Raw genomic sequence first — 15,685 nt, forward strand, 5'->3', positions numbered from 1 at the left:
GCCTGAAATCTGAGTGGGTACCGGCCCTGGGATATCGGAATCTGCCTGAGGCCAAAAAAGATGTTGGTGGCTATCTGATGGACTACTACAACCGGCAAAGACCTCATACGTTCAACGGTGGCATTTCTCCCGTTGCAGCAGAGGAAAACCTTAAAATACTGTCCGGGATTAGTTGACCACTACACTGATACGAAGACCAGTAAACAGCCCTAGCTTAACAAGCGCCATTTCAGAGTCTGTAGCGTCATGAACAGAAAAGATCTTGAGCATTTCCGCTTGAGTATAAGGGTCCGGTTCACTTGAAGCAGTTCGATAGTTTTTAAACTTTCGAGTCGGATCCTGCTCGATCACTTCATACTCTAAGAGACGCCCACAAACACCCCTCAAAACGATGAGATACTCATTCACCGATTTGTTGCTGTATCCGCGACGGATCAGTTTCTCAAGAAACTCTCTCACGAACCTAGGCTTCAGGGCCGTGAGACCTTTTGTTTTAAAATGCTTATCGATCAACTTTGCCTTCGAGCGATACCCTCTCATCGTTGTAACCGAAAGTTCGAGGGATTTGCTCGCCAGCCACTCGTTGATGACCCGACCTAGCTCTGTGTCAGAAATGGCGTCACCACGCTTGAAATGTTGAAGACGTTTTGTCGTATGTTTCACTGAAATATCCTTTGGTTTCAGCAACCATCATAACGCTAGAGGCCGACTCGTCAACTTTTTTCTTTGTAAATCAAGGGCTTGTCAACTCTTTAGTTGACAAGCAGGAGCAAGGGGGATAGATAGCTTATTGATTTTTCGTTAACTATCTCTTCCCAAGAAATTTAAACCATGACTTAAAATAATTTCACGGAATTGATTACAGCAGCTTTTTTCTTGAGGCCAGAGGGCTTTCCGTATCGGCCGAATGTGATTGAGGTTTGGGAGTGACCGACGATTTCAGCAACGATATGCTCTGGAACATCTTTCTGTTTTAGTGCATCCACGAAAGTATGCCTTAGGCTATACGATCCAGGTCGATTGCCTGCCGCATATCCAAGCTTATTTAACAAGAAACGGTTGAAGCGATGAGTGAAATTGCGTGACCAATCTTCTTCTTTGCCAGTTGGGGAGCAATTGAACAACTGCACTCTTCTCGATTTTGTTCGACCCGCAACGTAGTTGAGAAAACCTCTTTCCAAAAGCTCTCGGTGCAGAGGCACCTGGCGTCTTGCGTTGGGCGTTTTTATTCTCTGCTTCCAGCCGTCGTCGCTCACATTGAAGTACCAGATTCCTGTCTTTTCGCATTTGCGCACGTCTTCGACGCGCAATTGACAGGCTTCGCTTGGACGAAGACCCGAATGCAACAAGATGAGCGGAACCCACATGTCATCGGCGCTACCTCTGTCTGAAAATCTTTTATGCGCAAACAAGTCCTGGAGCTGTGCTTTGGTCCAAATCTGTCGCTGTTCGTGCGCTGCTTTGCTTTCTGGAAGGATGACTTTCACGCCCACGAATGGGTTGCGTTTTAAGTACTCCATTTGGACGCACCACGCACAGAGTTGTCTGGCGACACTTAGGTATTCCTTTACTGTCTTCGGGCTCCAGCCATTACCGAGAAGATCATGCTGGTAATTGAGGCCATCGGTGAGCTTTAAGCTCCTCGGATTTCGATCGTTGAAGAAACCGATCAACGGTCTCAGACGTCCTTCGACTTGTTTCAAGTACTTGGGACTGACGCGAGTTCGGGACTTGTACTTGATGTACGAGCGAATCAGCCAAGCGAAGTCCCGGAAGGACCCTTCCTTTTTCACTTTTGAGGCAGAGGCTGTCGAGGAGCTCGAAAACAATAGGTTTTCAGGTGAGTTTGCATTGATTGGCAGGCTGGGAAGGGTTTCTTCAAAAAAACCGTGTAGACCGTTTCTTAGAGCCTCTGTGTCACGATCAAATACTTCTCTTGAACAGAACGTGGTTTCTCGGTCCAAAAATTCGAGCATCTGGCCGCAGACCAAAGCGTTCCGCTTGACCGCAGTTTTCCGGCACTTAGTTAAAAGCGAGATTCGAATCGAATGGGGAAACCCGTTTTCACGAGCAAATTTTGGGAGGGAAATTCGGGTGTAATAGACACCGAAACTGCTGCGCTGAATGTACATATTGTTCCACCTGATTGTTACACCAGACGGACATAAACTTCAGCTAACCTTTCTTCTCGGGAAGCCTTGCGCTGCAAGGCTTCCCGGAGAAAATATGGCGGAGAGAGAGGGATTCGAACCCTCGATACGCTATTAACGTATACACACTTTCCAGGCGTGCGCCTTCAGCCACTCGGCCACCTCTCCAATAACCTGTTTCAAATCAGCAATATCGTCGCTCATTTGAGGGCGCAAACTTTAATGGTTTTAGGGGCGCTTGGCAACTCCCTTGGGATAAATCCCGGCAAAATTTCCGGTTTGCACCAATAATAGGCAGTAAGGTGCTCGCTACTCGCGTTGGGAGTATCATGGCATTTCCAATCTGTTCAGTATGTTATCCAAGCCTGGGGGGCTATCCATGCTAATGAAACCCGACCAATCGATTCTTTTGCTGATAGACGTTCAGGAAAAGCTGATGCCAGCCATTGCCTATGGCCAGGACGTAGTCAGCCGATGCATAACCCTCGCAACAATTGCAGGACTTTTGGATATCCCCGTTGTGGCAACCGAGCAGCTGCCAGAAAAACTGGGGCCAAATGTAGAGGCGGTGAAGGAGCTTTGCCACCACACGCTTGCAAAGTACCACTTTGATGCCTGCCCCGACGGATTGGTGGAAAGCCTACCCGAAGGTCGGCAGCATATTATTATTGCCGGCTGCGAAACCCATGTTTGCATGATGCAAACGGCCCTCAGCCTGATTGATGCGGGTTACAAGGTATGGGTTGTTGCCGATGCTACAGGGTCCCGGAACGAGTTCGATCGGGATGTCGCCCTTGATCGGCTCAGCGCGAGCGGCGCCCGTATTGTCACAGTCGAAATGGCTGCCTTTGAATGGATGGGGCACTGCAAGCACCCCGCCTTCCGTGATATTCAGATGTTAATCAAGTAACTCGATAGTTCTCGAAGAGGCACATAATGCTGAACATGGATTTTGACCGCAGGGTGGTCATCCACACAAACGAACAGGAATGGCTTGCCAGCCCTGCCAGCGGCGTTGTCAGAAAGCCGTTAGCAAGGGAGGAAGCCGAGCGAGGCCATGCTACCAGCATTGTTCGCTATGAGCCTGGCGCCTCATTCAGCCGGCATGAACACCCTCTCGGCGAAGAAATCCTGGTGTTGGAAGGTGTATTTTCGGACGAAAATGGTGATTACCCTGCCGGCACCTACTTGAGAAACCCGCCCGGAAGCGGGCACGCCCCGTTCAGCAAGCCTGGCTGTACTTTACTGGTAAAGCTGCACCAGTTTGATGAACGAGACCTCAGCACCGTGCGAGTCGACACCAGCAATACCGACTGGTTACCCGGGATCGGTGGCCTTGAAGTAATGCCGCTGCATGAATTTGAGCACGAGCATGTAGCGCTGGTGAAATGGCCCGCCAATGAAATATTTCAGCCTCACCGACACTTCGGAGGCGAAGAAATATTCGTTCTTTCAGGTGAGTTTTGTGACGAGTACGGGCGCTATCCTGAAGGTACATGGATAAGGAGCCCGCACTTGAGCCAGCACCACCCGTTTGTGGAGCAAGAGACGGTTATCTGGGTAAAGACCGGCCACCTGCCCCTCGAGTTAACCAGAACACCATAAGCAGCCCGTGGATGACCAGGAAGGGTACAGCGACCATGACGAGCGCAGACCAGCCAACCCATGACAGTATTACCCCGGCCGACAAGGCCGCTGTGGCCTGGGAGCCGAACACGAACACATCGTTGAGGCCCTGAACCCTGAACCGTTCCGCATCTGTATAGCCACGCGGCAACAATGTGGTGCCGCCCACAAACAGAAAGTTCCAGCCAATACCCAGCAACACCAGCGCCGAAAGATAATGGTGAAATTCGATACCGCTGGCAGCCAGAACAATGCACCCAAGATAAGCAAGAAGCCCGGCCACCATCATAAGGGGTATACCGACAACCCGTGTAAGCCAGCCACTGATGAGCGATGGCAAATACATGGCCATGATGTGCAGCTGGATAACACGCTTGGCATCATCCAGATCATGCCCCGCCATTTCCGTCATGCTGAGTGGCGTTGCCGTCATGATAAAGCTCATCACGGCATAGCCGATCGCAGCGCCGCTGATGGCCACCCAGATCAGCGGGTTGGCGAGAATTTTTTTCATTGGCCGGCCGCCGCCGCTCGCGTGAGCAGCCCTTACCAACTCACTCTTCGCCCGATAACCCAGCCCCAGTATTACAAGCGCTGCAAACTGGACAGCCGCCAGCGCAAGCCAGCTTGTGAGAAACGGATGATCTGTTCCCGCCCCACTGCCTAGTGCCGCAATCTCAGGCCCAAGCCAGGCAGCAATGAGACCGCCAAGCAACACTCGCGAAGCAGCTGACCCAGCCATGCTGGGAGGCACTGATTCCATCGCAGCAAAGCGATACTGATGCACCACTGCCAGCCCGGTTCCACCAACCACTGCCGCCAGACAAAGCAATGGGAACAGGGCCAACCACGAAGCCAGGGCGCCAAGAATGCCCGCCAGCATCCCCATAGAGGTTCCAAACAGCATTACCTGCTTGCGCCCCAGCCGCTCCATCAACCAGGTAGCAGGCTTGATTGCAAGTACAGTGCCCACCACCACCAATCCGACAGGCAGCGTTGCGTATTCCGCGGCCGGCGCCAACAGACGCCCCTGGATGCTTCCTATAAACACAATAAAAGGCGCTGTGCACATGGCCAGCGCCTGGGCAGCTACCAGCACCCATACGTTGAAAGGCATTGCTTATTTTTTCCTGTAAATGATTCCGGGGTGACACTGAACCATTTCGTAAAGGTCCGGCAAGCCATTAAGCGACTCTGATGCGCCCAAAATCAGATAGCCTCCGGGATTGAGGGTGGCGTGGATACGGGTGAGAATATCCTTCTTGTGGGCTGCAGAGAAATAGATCAACACGTTGCGGCACATGACAATGTCGAACTTGCCCAGCATATAGCGCTCGAGGAGGTTAAGCTCCTTGAACTCCACCATGCTTTTGATTTCGGGCCGAATCTGCCAGCCGCCATTTGCAGAAGGTGTAAAAAATTCTCTCTGACGTTCAGGTGACAAGCCCCTGCCAATAGCGATCATCTCGTACTCACCTCGGCGGGCGACTTCAAGCACGCTTTTGGATATATCCGTCGCAGTTACCTTAACATTGCGTAGTTTGCCGGGCTTCTGGCGCCGAAACTCATCCACAATCATACCAACCGAGTATGGCTCCTGACCCGTCGAACAGGCAGCTGACCAAATTCGCAATGGGGTCGCAGGCGAGCGCTCGGCAAACTCAGGGAGCAGTTTTTCCTGGAGAATACGGAAAGGATGATTATCACGGAACCACAGGGTTTCGTTGGTGGTCATTGCATCGATCACCACCTCTCTGAGGCTTGCCCTGCCAGATTTTTTCAAAAGCCCAAGCAGATCACCCAGAGAATTCAGATCGTTTTCTTCCAATATCCGCCGCAAACGGCTTTTCACTAGGTACTGCTTGTTTTCGCCCAGCAAAATACCACACGCATCCTGCAGGAACGATTTGAAGGCTTCATATTCCTGTGGGGTAATTTCTGCTTTCATTGGATCTCAGTTCTGTATGAATTTCCTGCCGAAAAAGCGTCAGCTCTGGTCTAACACTTCCATGATCCGTTCAGCCAGCTCATCCGGACTGAACTTTGCCATAAAATCATCAGCACCGACTTTCTTCACCATCGCCTTGTTAAACACACCGCTCAGTGAAGTATGGAGCATAACAAACAGCCCACTGAGTGCGGGATCACTCTTGATTCGCGTGACCAGTGTATACCCGTCCATTTCGGGCATTTCCACATCCGAGATAATCAATGAAAAATGATCGGTTGCCTTTGAGCCATCCGCCGTCACTTCCTTGAGGTATTCGAGCGCCTGTTTCCCATCGTTCCGCAATATTACTTCCATGCCAATGGCTGTAAGACAGCGCTCTATTTGCCGGCGTGCAACCGAAGAGTCATCCACCACCAGAACTGGCAGATGCCCCGTCACTCTTTCCGCACTTTTACTCCGAACTGCTTCAGTCACATCATCGCTAATCGGAGAAACTTCGGAAAGAATCTTCTCTACATCTATGATTTCCGCCAACTTGTCATCAATTTTAGTGACAGCTGTAAGATAGATATCCTTACCCGCCCCCTTAGGAGGAGGAAGAATGTCTTCCCAATTCATATTCAGGATCCGATCGACGCCCGTAACCAAAAAACCCTGGGTCTTTCGGTTGTACTCAGTGATGATCACAAAACTATTGGGCAACTCCTCCTGAGGAATACCCGGCAGGCCAATAGCCATACTCAGATCAATAACCGGAATGGTTTCACCCCGAGTATGTGCCACACCACGAACCACCGCACGGCTGTTAGGCATGGAATACAGCTTGGGGCACTGCAGCACTTCCTTCACCTTAAAGACATTGATGCCGTATATCTGACGCCCACGTAAACGGAAAAGCAGGAGCTCAAGACGGTTTTGTCCGACCAGCTGCGTGCGCTGATTTACACTATCCAATACCCCTGCCATCGCAGTCTCCCCTGGCCAGTAATTAGCACCGGCATACATTTTGCTTTCTATCCAGTAATTAGCACCGGCATACATTTTGCTTTCTATTACGTTAAGTTGTCAGGACGACGCGATAACGTCGCCTGAAAGCGGTCAGGCCTGTTTAACGGCCAGAACGCCGCAATCCTTAGGTATTTTCAGTAGCATTTGCCGTATTACTGACAGCATAGGACAAACCAGCAGATATGCGCACCCAGCTTTTAGTATGGATCATGCTCGCAGCGACATTCGCCAACCAAGTGCAGGCAAGAACAACCGCCGACGAGATTCGCGAAGCAACAGCAGCATTCCTTGAGACCTTTGCCGCAACCCAGACCGAAAGAGGCTACAAAGTTGCCTTTGAGACCGGCAACATTGACAACAGGCTTGCATTAGCCGCCTGCTCTGACGATCTGGATATAGAGTTCACAGGTGATCCATGGAAAAGTGAACACCCGTCAGTTCAGATAGCTTGCGCCGGCGATCGCCCGTGGCGAATGTTTGTAACGACCACGGTATCCATCAGTGGCCCTGCCCTGGTCGCTGCCCGCCCGCTCGGAAGAGGTGAACGCGTAACAGGCAACATGCTTGAAACCCGCGATGTTGTGCTTAACGCCAGCCGACGGGGAATAATAACTGATTCACAGATGATTGAGGGCATGATTATACGCCGGCCCGTAAACGCCGGCTCGGTACTCACTCCTGATCTTCTGGACGCACCAATCGCTGTCAGCCGCGGCGATCATGTTATTATTACCGCCCGCCGGGGGCCCTTTTCAGTGCGCTCCCGCGGTAAGGCTCTGGCCAGTGCGTCGGTGGGTGAGCAAGTACTTGTGGAAAACCTTGGCTCAGCCCGCACGGTAAAGGCGAATGTAACCGCTCCCGGGCATGTTGAAGTGCCGATGTGACATGCTCACGGCAACCCCCTTCCGGCGGCAAAAACATGCCGGCGGAGCACCCCGCCCAAGGCGGGATCAGGTTTGTGACAAAATGTTAACAAGATTTGATAATTTGCCCCTAAAGTATGCCAGCCACTAGCCGTTAAGTGGATATAAACCAGAGTCAGCCCACAACATGTGTGGCGTCACCGTAAAGCAGGTATTGATATGTCAGTTGACTTAAATGGAATTGGCCAAGGCCAGGTCAACACCCAGAGAACCACGGCCGACAAGTCCGCTAATGCTCAGAGCGCCAAGCAAGCAGCCCCCGAGCAGGCAAATGCCAAGGCTCAGAGTGCCCGCGGCGAAAACGTAAACCTGAGCAGCCAGGCCCGAAACCTCAAGCAGCTGGAGCAAAAGCTGGGGGATTATCCTGAAATGGATGACGAGCGAATCGAGCAAATTCGTTCAGCCTTGGAAAACGGCACCTATAAAATTGATGCAGAAAAACTGGCCCAAAAAATGCTTGATATGGATGAAAGCATTTTTGGGTGAGTAAATCATGGCTGCAATTGATGATCTGAAGAATCTCCTTTCGCTGGATATCCGTCAGCTTGAAACCTTGGCGGATATCCTGAAGAACGAAAAAACTTGCCTGTCCGGCTCTGATACAAAAGCACTCGATACTCTGACGCGAGAAAAAAACGCGGTCTTGGGGGAAATTCGAGAACGTGCCAAGCAAAAAATCCGCACGCTTGTGGCAATGGGGTTTCGACCAGACTCTGGCGACCCCTCCCGCTTTATTCGCAGTGCCGGACTTGATGAGCTTTACGCCCTTTGGCAAGAAGCCGATTCAAAGCTTCGGGAATGCCATGTTCTCAATGAGAATAACGGGCGTATCATAAACCATCTTCAAAAACGCCTTACCCGGCTTACAGACATATTCCGGGGCGCCTCAGGCCAGCAAAAACTATATGGTGCAAAGGGCCAGCAAACAACCGTATCAAGCCGAACTGTGCTTGCCAGCGCCTGATTATCTCGTATAGATAGTCATTCTGGAATCGGGGTGAAAGCTGATGTCCTGAATACTGACGTTGCCCATGGATGGGCTACCCCCACCCCTGACCCGAATGTTGTCCATGCGGATCTCCTCAATTCGCTCAGGGAATGCCATGGATACCCGGCCATTCTCTGCCACCGTGTAACGTGGCTCCCCTTCACGATAATGAACTCCGGTGATCGTAAGGTCTGAATCCAGAACATTAAGTACCGGGAAAAACACATTGGCTGTGAGCTTCATGCCTTCTATGACATCCGGCTCCACTTGGCCGGCACCCTCGTCGGAACCAGAGCCGCCAGCCATACTGCTGACAATATCAACCCGATCAAACAAAGAGCTGTTGCCTTGTCCCGCAACTGCCGACAGCTCATCCTCTGTCAGCGGCGACATTCCAGCCGCATCAAATAGCTGACCGGCTTCTGCCACCTGAGCGGCATTGGCGTTATTACTCGCTGCAAATGTAACCAAAGGCTGAAATGGTAGTGTTGCCATGGTGACCATTGCGGCAGCGCTACGATAACGGGACTGGTGCTTCAACACACGGCCGAGTTCTTTCTCGGTTATCCAGCCTGCCGTGATGAACACCTCACCCAGCCGTATACCGCTCTCACGCTGTAGTCTGAGCCCCTCCTCAACCTGGCTCTCTGACAAATAACCACGATTAACCAGCAACCGCCCGAGTCGTGACTTTTCCTCAAACCCTTTATGGAATCTCACTAAGCCTCTCCCATTTCCCGCAGTGATTACCGTACAACCCGGCCCGGTGAGTAAGTTACTACTTAATTAGTACCAAAATATTAGCTGATAACCGCACATTCTGCTCAGACGTGTATCCCGTAAAATCAAACATATCTGTTAAGATCAGAGCACTGATTAACTTCCCTGATTATTACAGGAAATTCACTCACGACTACACTAAGCGAGATCCCGGTAATGACAAATTTGGTAAAACCCTTGAGCATTGTGATCCAGGTCGTACTTATGTTTCTTGGCCTGTCGCTGGTTACACTTAATGCAAGCGCCCAGACCAATGCAGATAGTGCAAACCAGGAATTGCCAAAAGTGCGCATCCTGACCAACCAGGGTGCTATCGAATTGCAACTTCGCCCAGACGTAGCTCCGGAAACCGTAGAAAATTTTCTGCAGTATGCCCGTGAAGGTTTTTTTGACGGCACAATTTTCCACCGGGTTATACCGGGATTCATGATTCAGGGCGGCGGGTTTACAAAAGACATGACCCGTAAGGACACCCATTCACCCATCAGAAACGAAGCCTCCCCAACACTGCCTAATCTACGTGGCACTGTTGCTATGGCAAGGACGAATGCTCCCGATTCTGCCACTTCCCAGTTTTTCGTTAACGTCGCAAACAACGATTTTCTGAATGCGGGTGTTCGGGGAGCCGGCTACGCAGTTTTTGGAAAGGTAACAGCCGGAATGGGCGTGGTAGACAATATTGCCGGAGTGAAAACTGCACGTGTGCGTGGAATGGCCGATGTGCCCGTAACCCCTGTAATCATTGAAAGCGTTACTCTGGTTGAGTAACGCAACACGGCCCGGCACCGCCATGAACCGCTCACCTGTTCCGCCCGCTATAACGCCAGGGGAAATGAGCTGGTTCGATGGCATGTCAGAATCCAGTCAGGCATACATCGAGCTCAATCAACTGCCCGCACGTTTTTCTGGGGTTCCGGAGGCAGGTCATTTTGTGGTTGCCGAAAACTGTTTCGGCTCGGGCCTTAATTTTCTTGCCACATGGCAGGCTTGGCAAGCTTTTGGTCCATCGCATTCAGCCACTCTGCATTTTGTCTCCGCTGTACCGTTTCCGCTAAGCCGTGAAGATCTTGAAAAAGTGCTTTCCCGGTGGCCAGAGCTGAACAACGTCTCAGCTGAACTGATTGCCAACTACCCGGCACTGATTCGTGGCACCCACCGCTTGGTATTGGCTGGTGGCAGTGTGCGCCTGACCCTTATATTCGGTGATACGCACAAAGCTTACGACACTCCATCTTTTATGGTCGACGCCTGGTTTCTTGACGACTGCTCGCACGCCGCAAGCGGGGAAGTAGACCCAAACAAGACCATCAAACACGTCTGCAAGCACAGCAAGCCCGGCACCACACTCGCTGCCGTAAAAGCTAACAAGGCATTCCAGTTCGCGCTCGAAGAAGCAGGATTTCACAAAATCTCCTGCGATAAACCCGACGTTCAGCCTGGTAGTTTCAGCGGAGTCTTTCAGCCCGAAGATCAGCCTTCTCTGACACACGGCAAGCCTGTGGAATCAGGCTTTTCTGTTGCAGTAATTGGCGCCGGCATTGCAGGCTGCCTGCTTGCAAACAACCTTGCGCAACGAGGCTATTCCGTCACGCTCGTTGACTCCGCAAACGACGCTGGTTCCGCCGCCTCCGGAAACCTGCAAGGAGCGATGTACGTCAAGCTAGGCGTGGAATTTAATCACCAGACCCAACTCGCACTCTCTGCGCTGACGTTCAGTCAGCGCTATTACAGGGTTCATGGAGGGCCATTTTGGCATCCTACTGGCCTGCTTCAACTAGCCTGGAATGACAACGAGCAGGATCGTCAGCGCCGGTTTATCGAGCGCAACCAATACCCGCAAGATGTCCTGCAACAAGTATCCCGGGAAAAAGCAGAAGTACTGACTGGCGCAACACTGGAGAGCGGTGGATTGTGGTTTCCGGGCAACGGGTGGCTTGAGCCAAGCAATCTCTGCAAGGCACTTACCGTGCACCCTCGCATACAAAAACTGTTTGGTTGCTCCATAAGGCAAATGGCTGCCTCCGGTGATGAATGGCTTCTGTTCACACCAAACACTGACAGCCCGAACATCACAGCGAACAGAGTTGTTATTTGTGCCGGGCACCTGAGCCCGCAACTGATTCCAGGCTCAGGTACGTTTCGCTTCAAGGCCATTCGGGGGCAGGTCACTCATCTACCTGAACCCCTTGCCACCCGCCACCGAGCAGTTATCTGTGGAGCTCGGTACCTCAACCCTGCCCACGGTCTTGAAGGTCAGCAGCAGGCGGTGATTGGCGCCACCTTTGATCTTCACAGCCATGAACTATATCCCACAACCGAAAGCCACCGTGAGAATATCCGGGCCCTTTCTGCCATGGCTCCGCAAATGATGCCACCCCACATGGCAAGCGAGGATCTGCCAGAGCAACTTGGTGGCCGTGTTGGGTTTCGGTGCACAACCCATGATTATCAACCGGTTGCAGGCCCCTTCTATGACGAAGACGGAGTCGTTGCGGCGGGGCTTTACCTTTTTACGGGCCTGGGTAGCAAGGGTCTTACCTATGCGCCCCTGCTTGCAGAATTTGTTGCAGATCAGGTTACCGGGCAACCAACTGCTCTGCCCGAGTCCCTGGCCAAAAAACTGGCTACTGGCCGTATGCACAGGCCAAATGTGGCGTCTTCGTAATCAATTTTAGCTAATGCTCCGCGCCAAGGCGCCGATACACATAACAGATAGGTCTGTTCTCCAGAGGGTAAGACAGGTGTCCATTTTTGTTAGCGAACCAGGTCGTCCAGTAGGGACAAGGTTGCCGGAAGTATTTCGGGGGCGACGCGTGGGTGATGTCAGCGAGCTGACAGAGAGCCAGGCCATCAATCCTGAGCGTGGCGAAGCTACGGATGCCGAGTTTCAGCTTGCTGCACGGTCGGGTCGACATCGTGCACTGGAAGAGTATGGCGCTGCCGCTTCAGGAGAGCGCAAAGACCAACGGCCCTATCTGCCGGTATCGTCCATCTGCTCACCTGTACTCTACTCATTACCCGCCTCTGCGACGGTAGCCGAAGCGATCACCATGCTGGACGAGCAAGGCGCCAATCATCTGGTGGTAACGGCAGATACGCACATTGCGGGGCTGGTAGCCCAGCAATGGCTTCTGGCATGGCTCCACGAACACCAAGCCGATGCAATGAATCAAAGCCTGACTCAAATAGAGTTGCCAGCATTCCTTACGGCCTCTCCTGAAACAGATGCTCACCAGCTAGCAAGACTGATGCTGGCACACCAACTTAATGCCGCCCTTGTGATTGATGCCAAAGGCGAACCCATGGGTGTTGTTACCAGCACTGACTACCTTCGCCTGTACGCCAGCGTGGGCGGACAGCAGGGTAGTGTTTGAATATCAAGAGCAGCAAACATTCTGCAGACTAGGGTGTCAGCAGCGCACCTTCAGGACTTAGCAGCAATATCGTCCAGTCCGCCCCAATACGTGCCAGAGCCACCACTTCGTCATCCCGGTAATTAGCCAGCCTTGTAACTTCCGAATTCACAGTATTCATCTGAAAGCGCCACTCGTTACGGTATGCCGGAGCTTCTGCACCCGGTTCGTCTTCGGGTACCAGAGACACCCGGGTAACGATCCCGGTTTGTGAGCCGCTGGTTAATGCTGAGCCGGTGAAATCACCATCAGTAACGCCTCCGGCAATCAAGTCTCCGAAAAAGCTGGTTAGTGCCGCAAACTGCTCGCCAGAAACGTCGCTTTCATCATTCATGTTAAAGGACCGAACAATCTCGCCGTCGATTGTATAGCCCAGTATGAAGCCACTCGGGCTGGAGCCTGATTGACTTGTCAGACTCAAATTGTCTTCGCCGTCCTGTACTACGGTGTATTGGTGGTCGCTGTTTCCTAGCAACCACAAAGTGGTTCCTTCTGCTACGCCATCAGTAACATGCTCATTTGCATCTGTGCCCCGCTGGCGCACGTTAAGTTCACCTTCTTTCGATACCGCACTGTAAAAATAGGCATCTTCGCCGCCCAACGAGGGCTCACCATTGACCATACCCGTGGCAGAGCCAAACAATATCGGACTTAGCCCCGAAGCCCTTGCGCCAGCAACACGGTCGTCTCCAATGGACCCCGCTTGGCGAGTCCAGGCTAATGTCGGAGCAAAGGTGTTCCCGTCAGGCAATGAATCTATACGCTGCAGGAAGCTGTCAAAACCGCCAGCAGATGTTTGATTCGGCCATACACCCTCGGTTTCGCCAGCCAGCACGACAAAACCGCTTGCAGGATTGATACCCGCCCAACGAACTATGTCGTCGGAATCTGTACCAGTGCGAGTTGTCCAGATTTCCACGTACTCACCAGCATTAGTTGCCTCGTCATACCAATACAACGAGGAAACAACATCCTTCCCGCCGATCCCGGTCGTACCACTGGCCGGGCCCTCCGCAGTGTATGCCACTACAAGTTCATAACGGATCGTACGGATATTATTTTGAACCACCTCACGTCTTGCCACGCCAACTACCGGATCCGGTGCTGCCAATTGGTCGCCGGGCTCCGAGACTGGAAGCTGCTGCAGCAAATCCCCTTTCTGGTCGTATATCTTCACGAATACACGGCCACTATCGCTGCTATCGTACCCACCTACGAACATTTTGCCCCCATGCCCTACCGCAACATCTGTTGCAACAAAGCCAGCGCTGGAGCCAACGGTCAATGGCCATCTCAGCTCATTAATGCTGACGCGAAGCATGTCTTCGCTTTCAGCTCGGGCGTAGCTCTCTCGGCCGAGCTGATAGAGCGTATCCAAACCAAGCAGTATAAAACGATCATCGGGACCGGCATTGAAGTAGGAAGCCGGGTTCTCAACAGTCACTGTGAAGCTAACTTCATCCGTGCCCTCGGGGAAAACCAACTCGTCGTTCAGAAGATTGGTTCTAAATTCGGTATTCAAGCGCGCTGACGAATCTTCCGTATGACCCAGCTTCGCACGAACCTCCCCATTCCGTTCACCGGTCAGGCGCGCCATATAGGTACGGGAATCGCCCACATTCAGCGCATCCCGTGCTCCACCTTTGGCCGTCTCAAGAGTTACCTTTGGTTCGTTGTCATCAATGACAAGGTTGGTGCGCGCACCCTCATTGGTCGGTCCAACCGCAGCAAGGCCAGAGCGCACTTCTGTCAGGTGTAACTGCGCAACTTCTGTAGGCTCGGCAAAACTATCATCCACAACTTCCAGTCGAATGTAGCATTCGGTAATGCCGGGTTCGAAGGTGATTACGCCACCTGTATATACACCGGGATAAGTCCCTGATGTGTCAGTTTCATATGTGAGGTAGGGGATGTTTTCGAGCAGAGCTCCACTACCACTGCCCAAGGCTACAATATCGGTACCGGGGATAGCATCGCCAGTGTTGGCACGGCTATGATCACAACGTTGATGCGGCGCGGAATAGTTCGGATCGCAATTTTGTGGGTCGTAGTCCGATTTCAACTCGAAAGCGACAGCCACGCGAGTTACTGATGGACGATCCAGCAGTACTTTTACGAAAACCGGCCGGGTGGGCAACGTAAGATCAAGGGGAGTTGCAGTAACTGCACCATTAGGATCATAGGTATTAACGGTAAAACTGTGTTCACCAGGAGTTTCCAGATCGGGCAACTCGCAGCGCTCCCGATTACTGTCTGGAATTGAGGGCGATTCACCTTCTGTAAACGTCTCGGCTTCGAGCGAAAGCACGTTGTATTTTACTTCAATATCGAAAGGCATTGAGCCTGCCATTCGCCCATCAGTGCTAACCAGATTGATATTCTTCAGCTTACCCAGATCTGCATCACCTCGGGCACCACCACTCAAGCCGGGCACACCACGCATGATAATGCCTTGTCGCGCTTTGTTACTGGTGTCTTCCAAAGCCAGCCAGGAAGGCGCATTGGTCAGCGAGTAATCAAGTATGTCCTCACCGCCATAAGCACCAAAGTTGTAATAATACTCAACGCCCAAGTAGGCAACCGCTGGTGGAATACCCAGAATAGTTGGTTGGTCAGGGTCCTTCTCGGTTTTACAGCCCGCAGCAATGAGCGTAAGCGACAGAACAATACTCACCTGCAAAGCGGTGACAGGGCGGGGAAACAACTCGGCGCGCATGGAAAAATCCGTTTCAGAACGTTGTTGTTATAGCAGTGCGTATACCCTGGCAGAAACCACCGATTTACACACAGTTACATAGTGACTCCATGTTAGCCAGTTTCGGAAACGGGGTATCTGCGCGAGTTCT

At 52.1% G+C, this 15,685-nt stretch carries 15 protein-coding genes and 1 tRNA gene; 8 read left to right on the forward strand and 8 right to left on the reverse strand.

From position 1 onward, the window contains the following. Positions 1–168: 168 nt before the first annotated feature. The 3 genes from FE848_RS16400 to FE848_RS16410 all read right to left on the reverse strand — a co-directional run bounded on the left by FE848_RS16400 (position 169) and on the right by FE848_RS16410 (position 2,318). The gene (locus tag FE848_RS16400; RefSeq protein ID WP_200204932.1) at positions 169–663 is read right to left on the reverse strand and encodes a tyrosine-type recombinase/integrase; all 495 of its coding nucleotides are present in this window, start codon (positions 661–663) and stop codon (positions 169–171) included. Positions 664–836: 173 nt separating this feature from the next. Next, positions 837–2,132, reverse strand: a complete 1,296-nt coding sequence (locus tag FE848_RS16405; protein ID WP_200204933.1) for a tyrosine-type recombinase/integrase — start codon at positions 2,130–2,132, stop codon at positions 837–839. Between the two features lie 95 nt (positions 2,133–2,227). After that, positions 2,228–2,318 (reverse strand) — tRNA-Ser (locus FE848_RS16410). Between the two features lie 211 nt (positions 2,319–2,529). On the opposite strand from FE848_RS16410, the gene FE848_RS16415 reads away from it, so the two are divergent. Next, positions 2,530–3,060, forward strand: coding sequence for a hydrolase (locus FE848_RS16415; RefSeq protein WP_200204934.1), 531 nt, complete (start codon positions 2,530–2,532; stop codon positions 3,058–3,060). 26 nt (positions 3,061–3,086) lie between these two features. Further along, a complete protein-coding gene (locus FE848_RS16420; RefSeq protein WP_200204935.1) occupies positions 3,087–3,755 on the forward strand; it encodes a cupin domain-containing protein in 669 nt (222 codons plus the stop codon). On the opposite strand, the gene FE848_RS16425 is transcribed toward FE848_RS16420, so the two are convergent. Genes FE848_RS16425 through FE848_RS16435 form a run of 3 tightly spaced genes read right to left on the reverse strand, consistent with a single transcriptional unit; the run spans position 3,703 to position 6,693 of the window. Continuing rightward, a complete protein-coding gene (locus FE848_RS16425) occupies positions 3,703–4,893 on the reverse strand; it encodes an MFS transporter (protein ID WP_200204936.1) in 1,191 nt (396 codons plus the stop codon). The genes FE848_RS16420 and FE848_RS16425 overlap by 53 nt on opposite strands. A gap of 3 nt (positions 4,894–4,896) precedes the next feature. After that, complete coding sequence (locus tag FE848_RS16430; RefSeq protein ID WP_200204937.1) at positions 4,897–5,724, reverse strand: CheR family methyltransferase; 828 nt, start codon at positions 5,722–5,724, stop codon at positions 4,897–4,899. A 39-nt stretch (positions 5,725–5,763) separates the two neighbouring features. Continuing rightward, on the reverse strand, positions 5,764–6,693 hold the full coding sequence (locus tag FE848_RS16435) for a chemotaxis protein CheV (protein WP_200205023.1): 930 nt from the start codon (positions 6,691–6,693) through the stop codon (positions 5,764–5,766). Between the two features lie 224 nt (positions 6,694–6,917). Between FE848_RS16435 and flgA the strand changes: the two genes are divergently transcribed. From flgA to FE848_RS16450, 3 genes are all read left to right on the forward strand, one after another. Then, the gene (gene flgA, locus FE848_RS16440; protein WP_200204938.1) at positions 6,918–7,619 is read left to right on the forward strand and encodes a flagellar basal body P-ring formation chaperone FlgA; all 702 of its coding nucleotides are present in this window, start codon (positions 6,918–6,920) and stop codon (positions 7,617–7,619) included. A gap of 198 nt (positions 7,620–7,817) precedes the next feature. Then, positions 7,818–8,144 carry a flagellar biosynthesis anti-sigma factor FlgM gene (gene flgM, locus FE848_RS16445; protein WP_200204939.1) on the forward strand — a complete coding sequence of 109 codons (327 nt, stop codon included), beginning with the start codon at positions 7,818–7,820 and terminating at the stop codon, positions 8,142–8,144. 7 nt (positions 8,145–8,151) lie between these two features. Next, positions 8,152–8,622: a flagella synthesis protein FlgN gene (locus FE848_RS16450; protein ID WP_200204940.1), complete on the forward strand. Its 471-nt coding sequence runs from the start codon at positions 8,152–8,154 to the stop codon at positions 8,620–8,622. Here the strand turns inward: FE848_RS16450 and FE848_RS16455 are convergent, their stop codons facing one another. Further along, positions 8,623–9,366 (reverse strand): pilus assembly protein PilB, encoded by a 744-nt coding sequence (locus tag FE848_RS16455; RefSeq protein ID WP_200204941.1) that lies wholly within the window; start codon positions 9,364–9,366, stop codon positions 8,623–8,625. Between the two features lie 216 nt (positions 9,367–9,582). Here FE848_RS16455 and FE848_RS16460 point away from each other — a divergent pair, with 216 nt between their 5' ends. From FE848_RS16460 to FE848_RS18925, 3 genes are all read left to right on the forward strand, one after another. Next, positions 9,583–10,194, forward strand: a complete 612-nt coding sequence (locus FE848_RS16460; RefSeq protein WP_200204942.1) for a peptidylprolyl isomerase — start codon at positions 9,583–9,585, stop codon at positions 10,192–10,194. Positions 10,195–10,216: 22 nt separating this feature from the next. Next, entirely contained in the window at positions 10,217–12,091 is a 1,875-nt protein-coding gene (gene mnmC / locus FE848_RS16465; protein ID WP_200204943.1) for an FAD-dependent 5-carboxymethylaminomethyl-2-thiouridine(34) oxidoreductase MnmC, read from the forward strand. Between the two features lie 76 nt (positions 12,092–12,167). Beyond that, entirely contained in the window at positions 12,168–12,800 is a 633-nt protein-coding gene (locus FE848_RS18925) for a CBS domain-containing protein (protein ID WP_200204944.1), read from the forward strand. Positions 12,801–12,828: 28 nt separating this feature from the next. On the opposite strand, the gene FE848_RS16475 is transcribed toward FE848_RS18925, so the two are convergent. Then, entirely contained in the window at positions 12,829–15,555 is a 2,727-nt protein-coding gene (locus FE848_RS16475) for a hypothetical protein (RefSeq protein ID WP_200204945.1), read from the reverse strand. Positions 15,556–15,685: the final 130 nt, after the last annotated feature.

It is taken from the genome of Marinobacter sp. 1-3A (assembly GCF_016597775.1).
Lineage (GTDB): Bacteria > Pseudomonadota > Gammaproteobacteria > Pseudomonadales > Oleiphilaceae > Marinobacter > Marinobacter xiaoshiensis.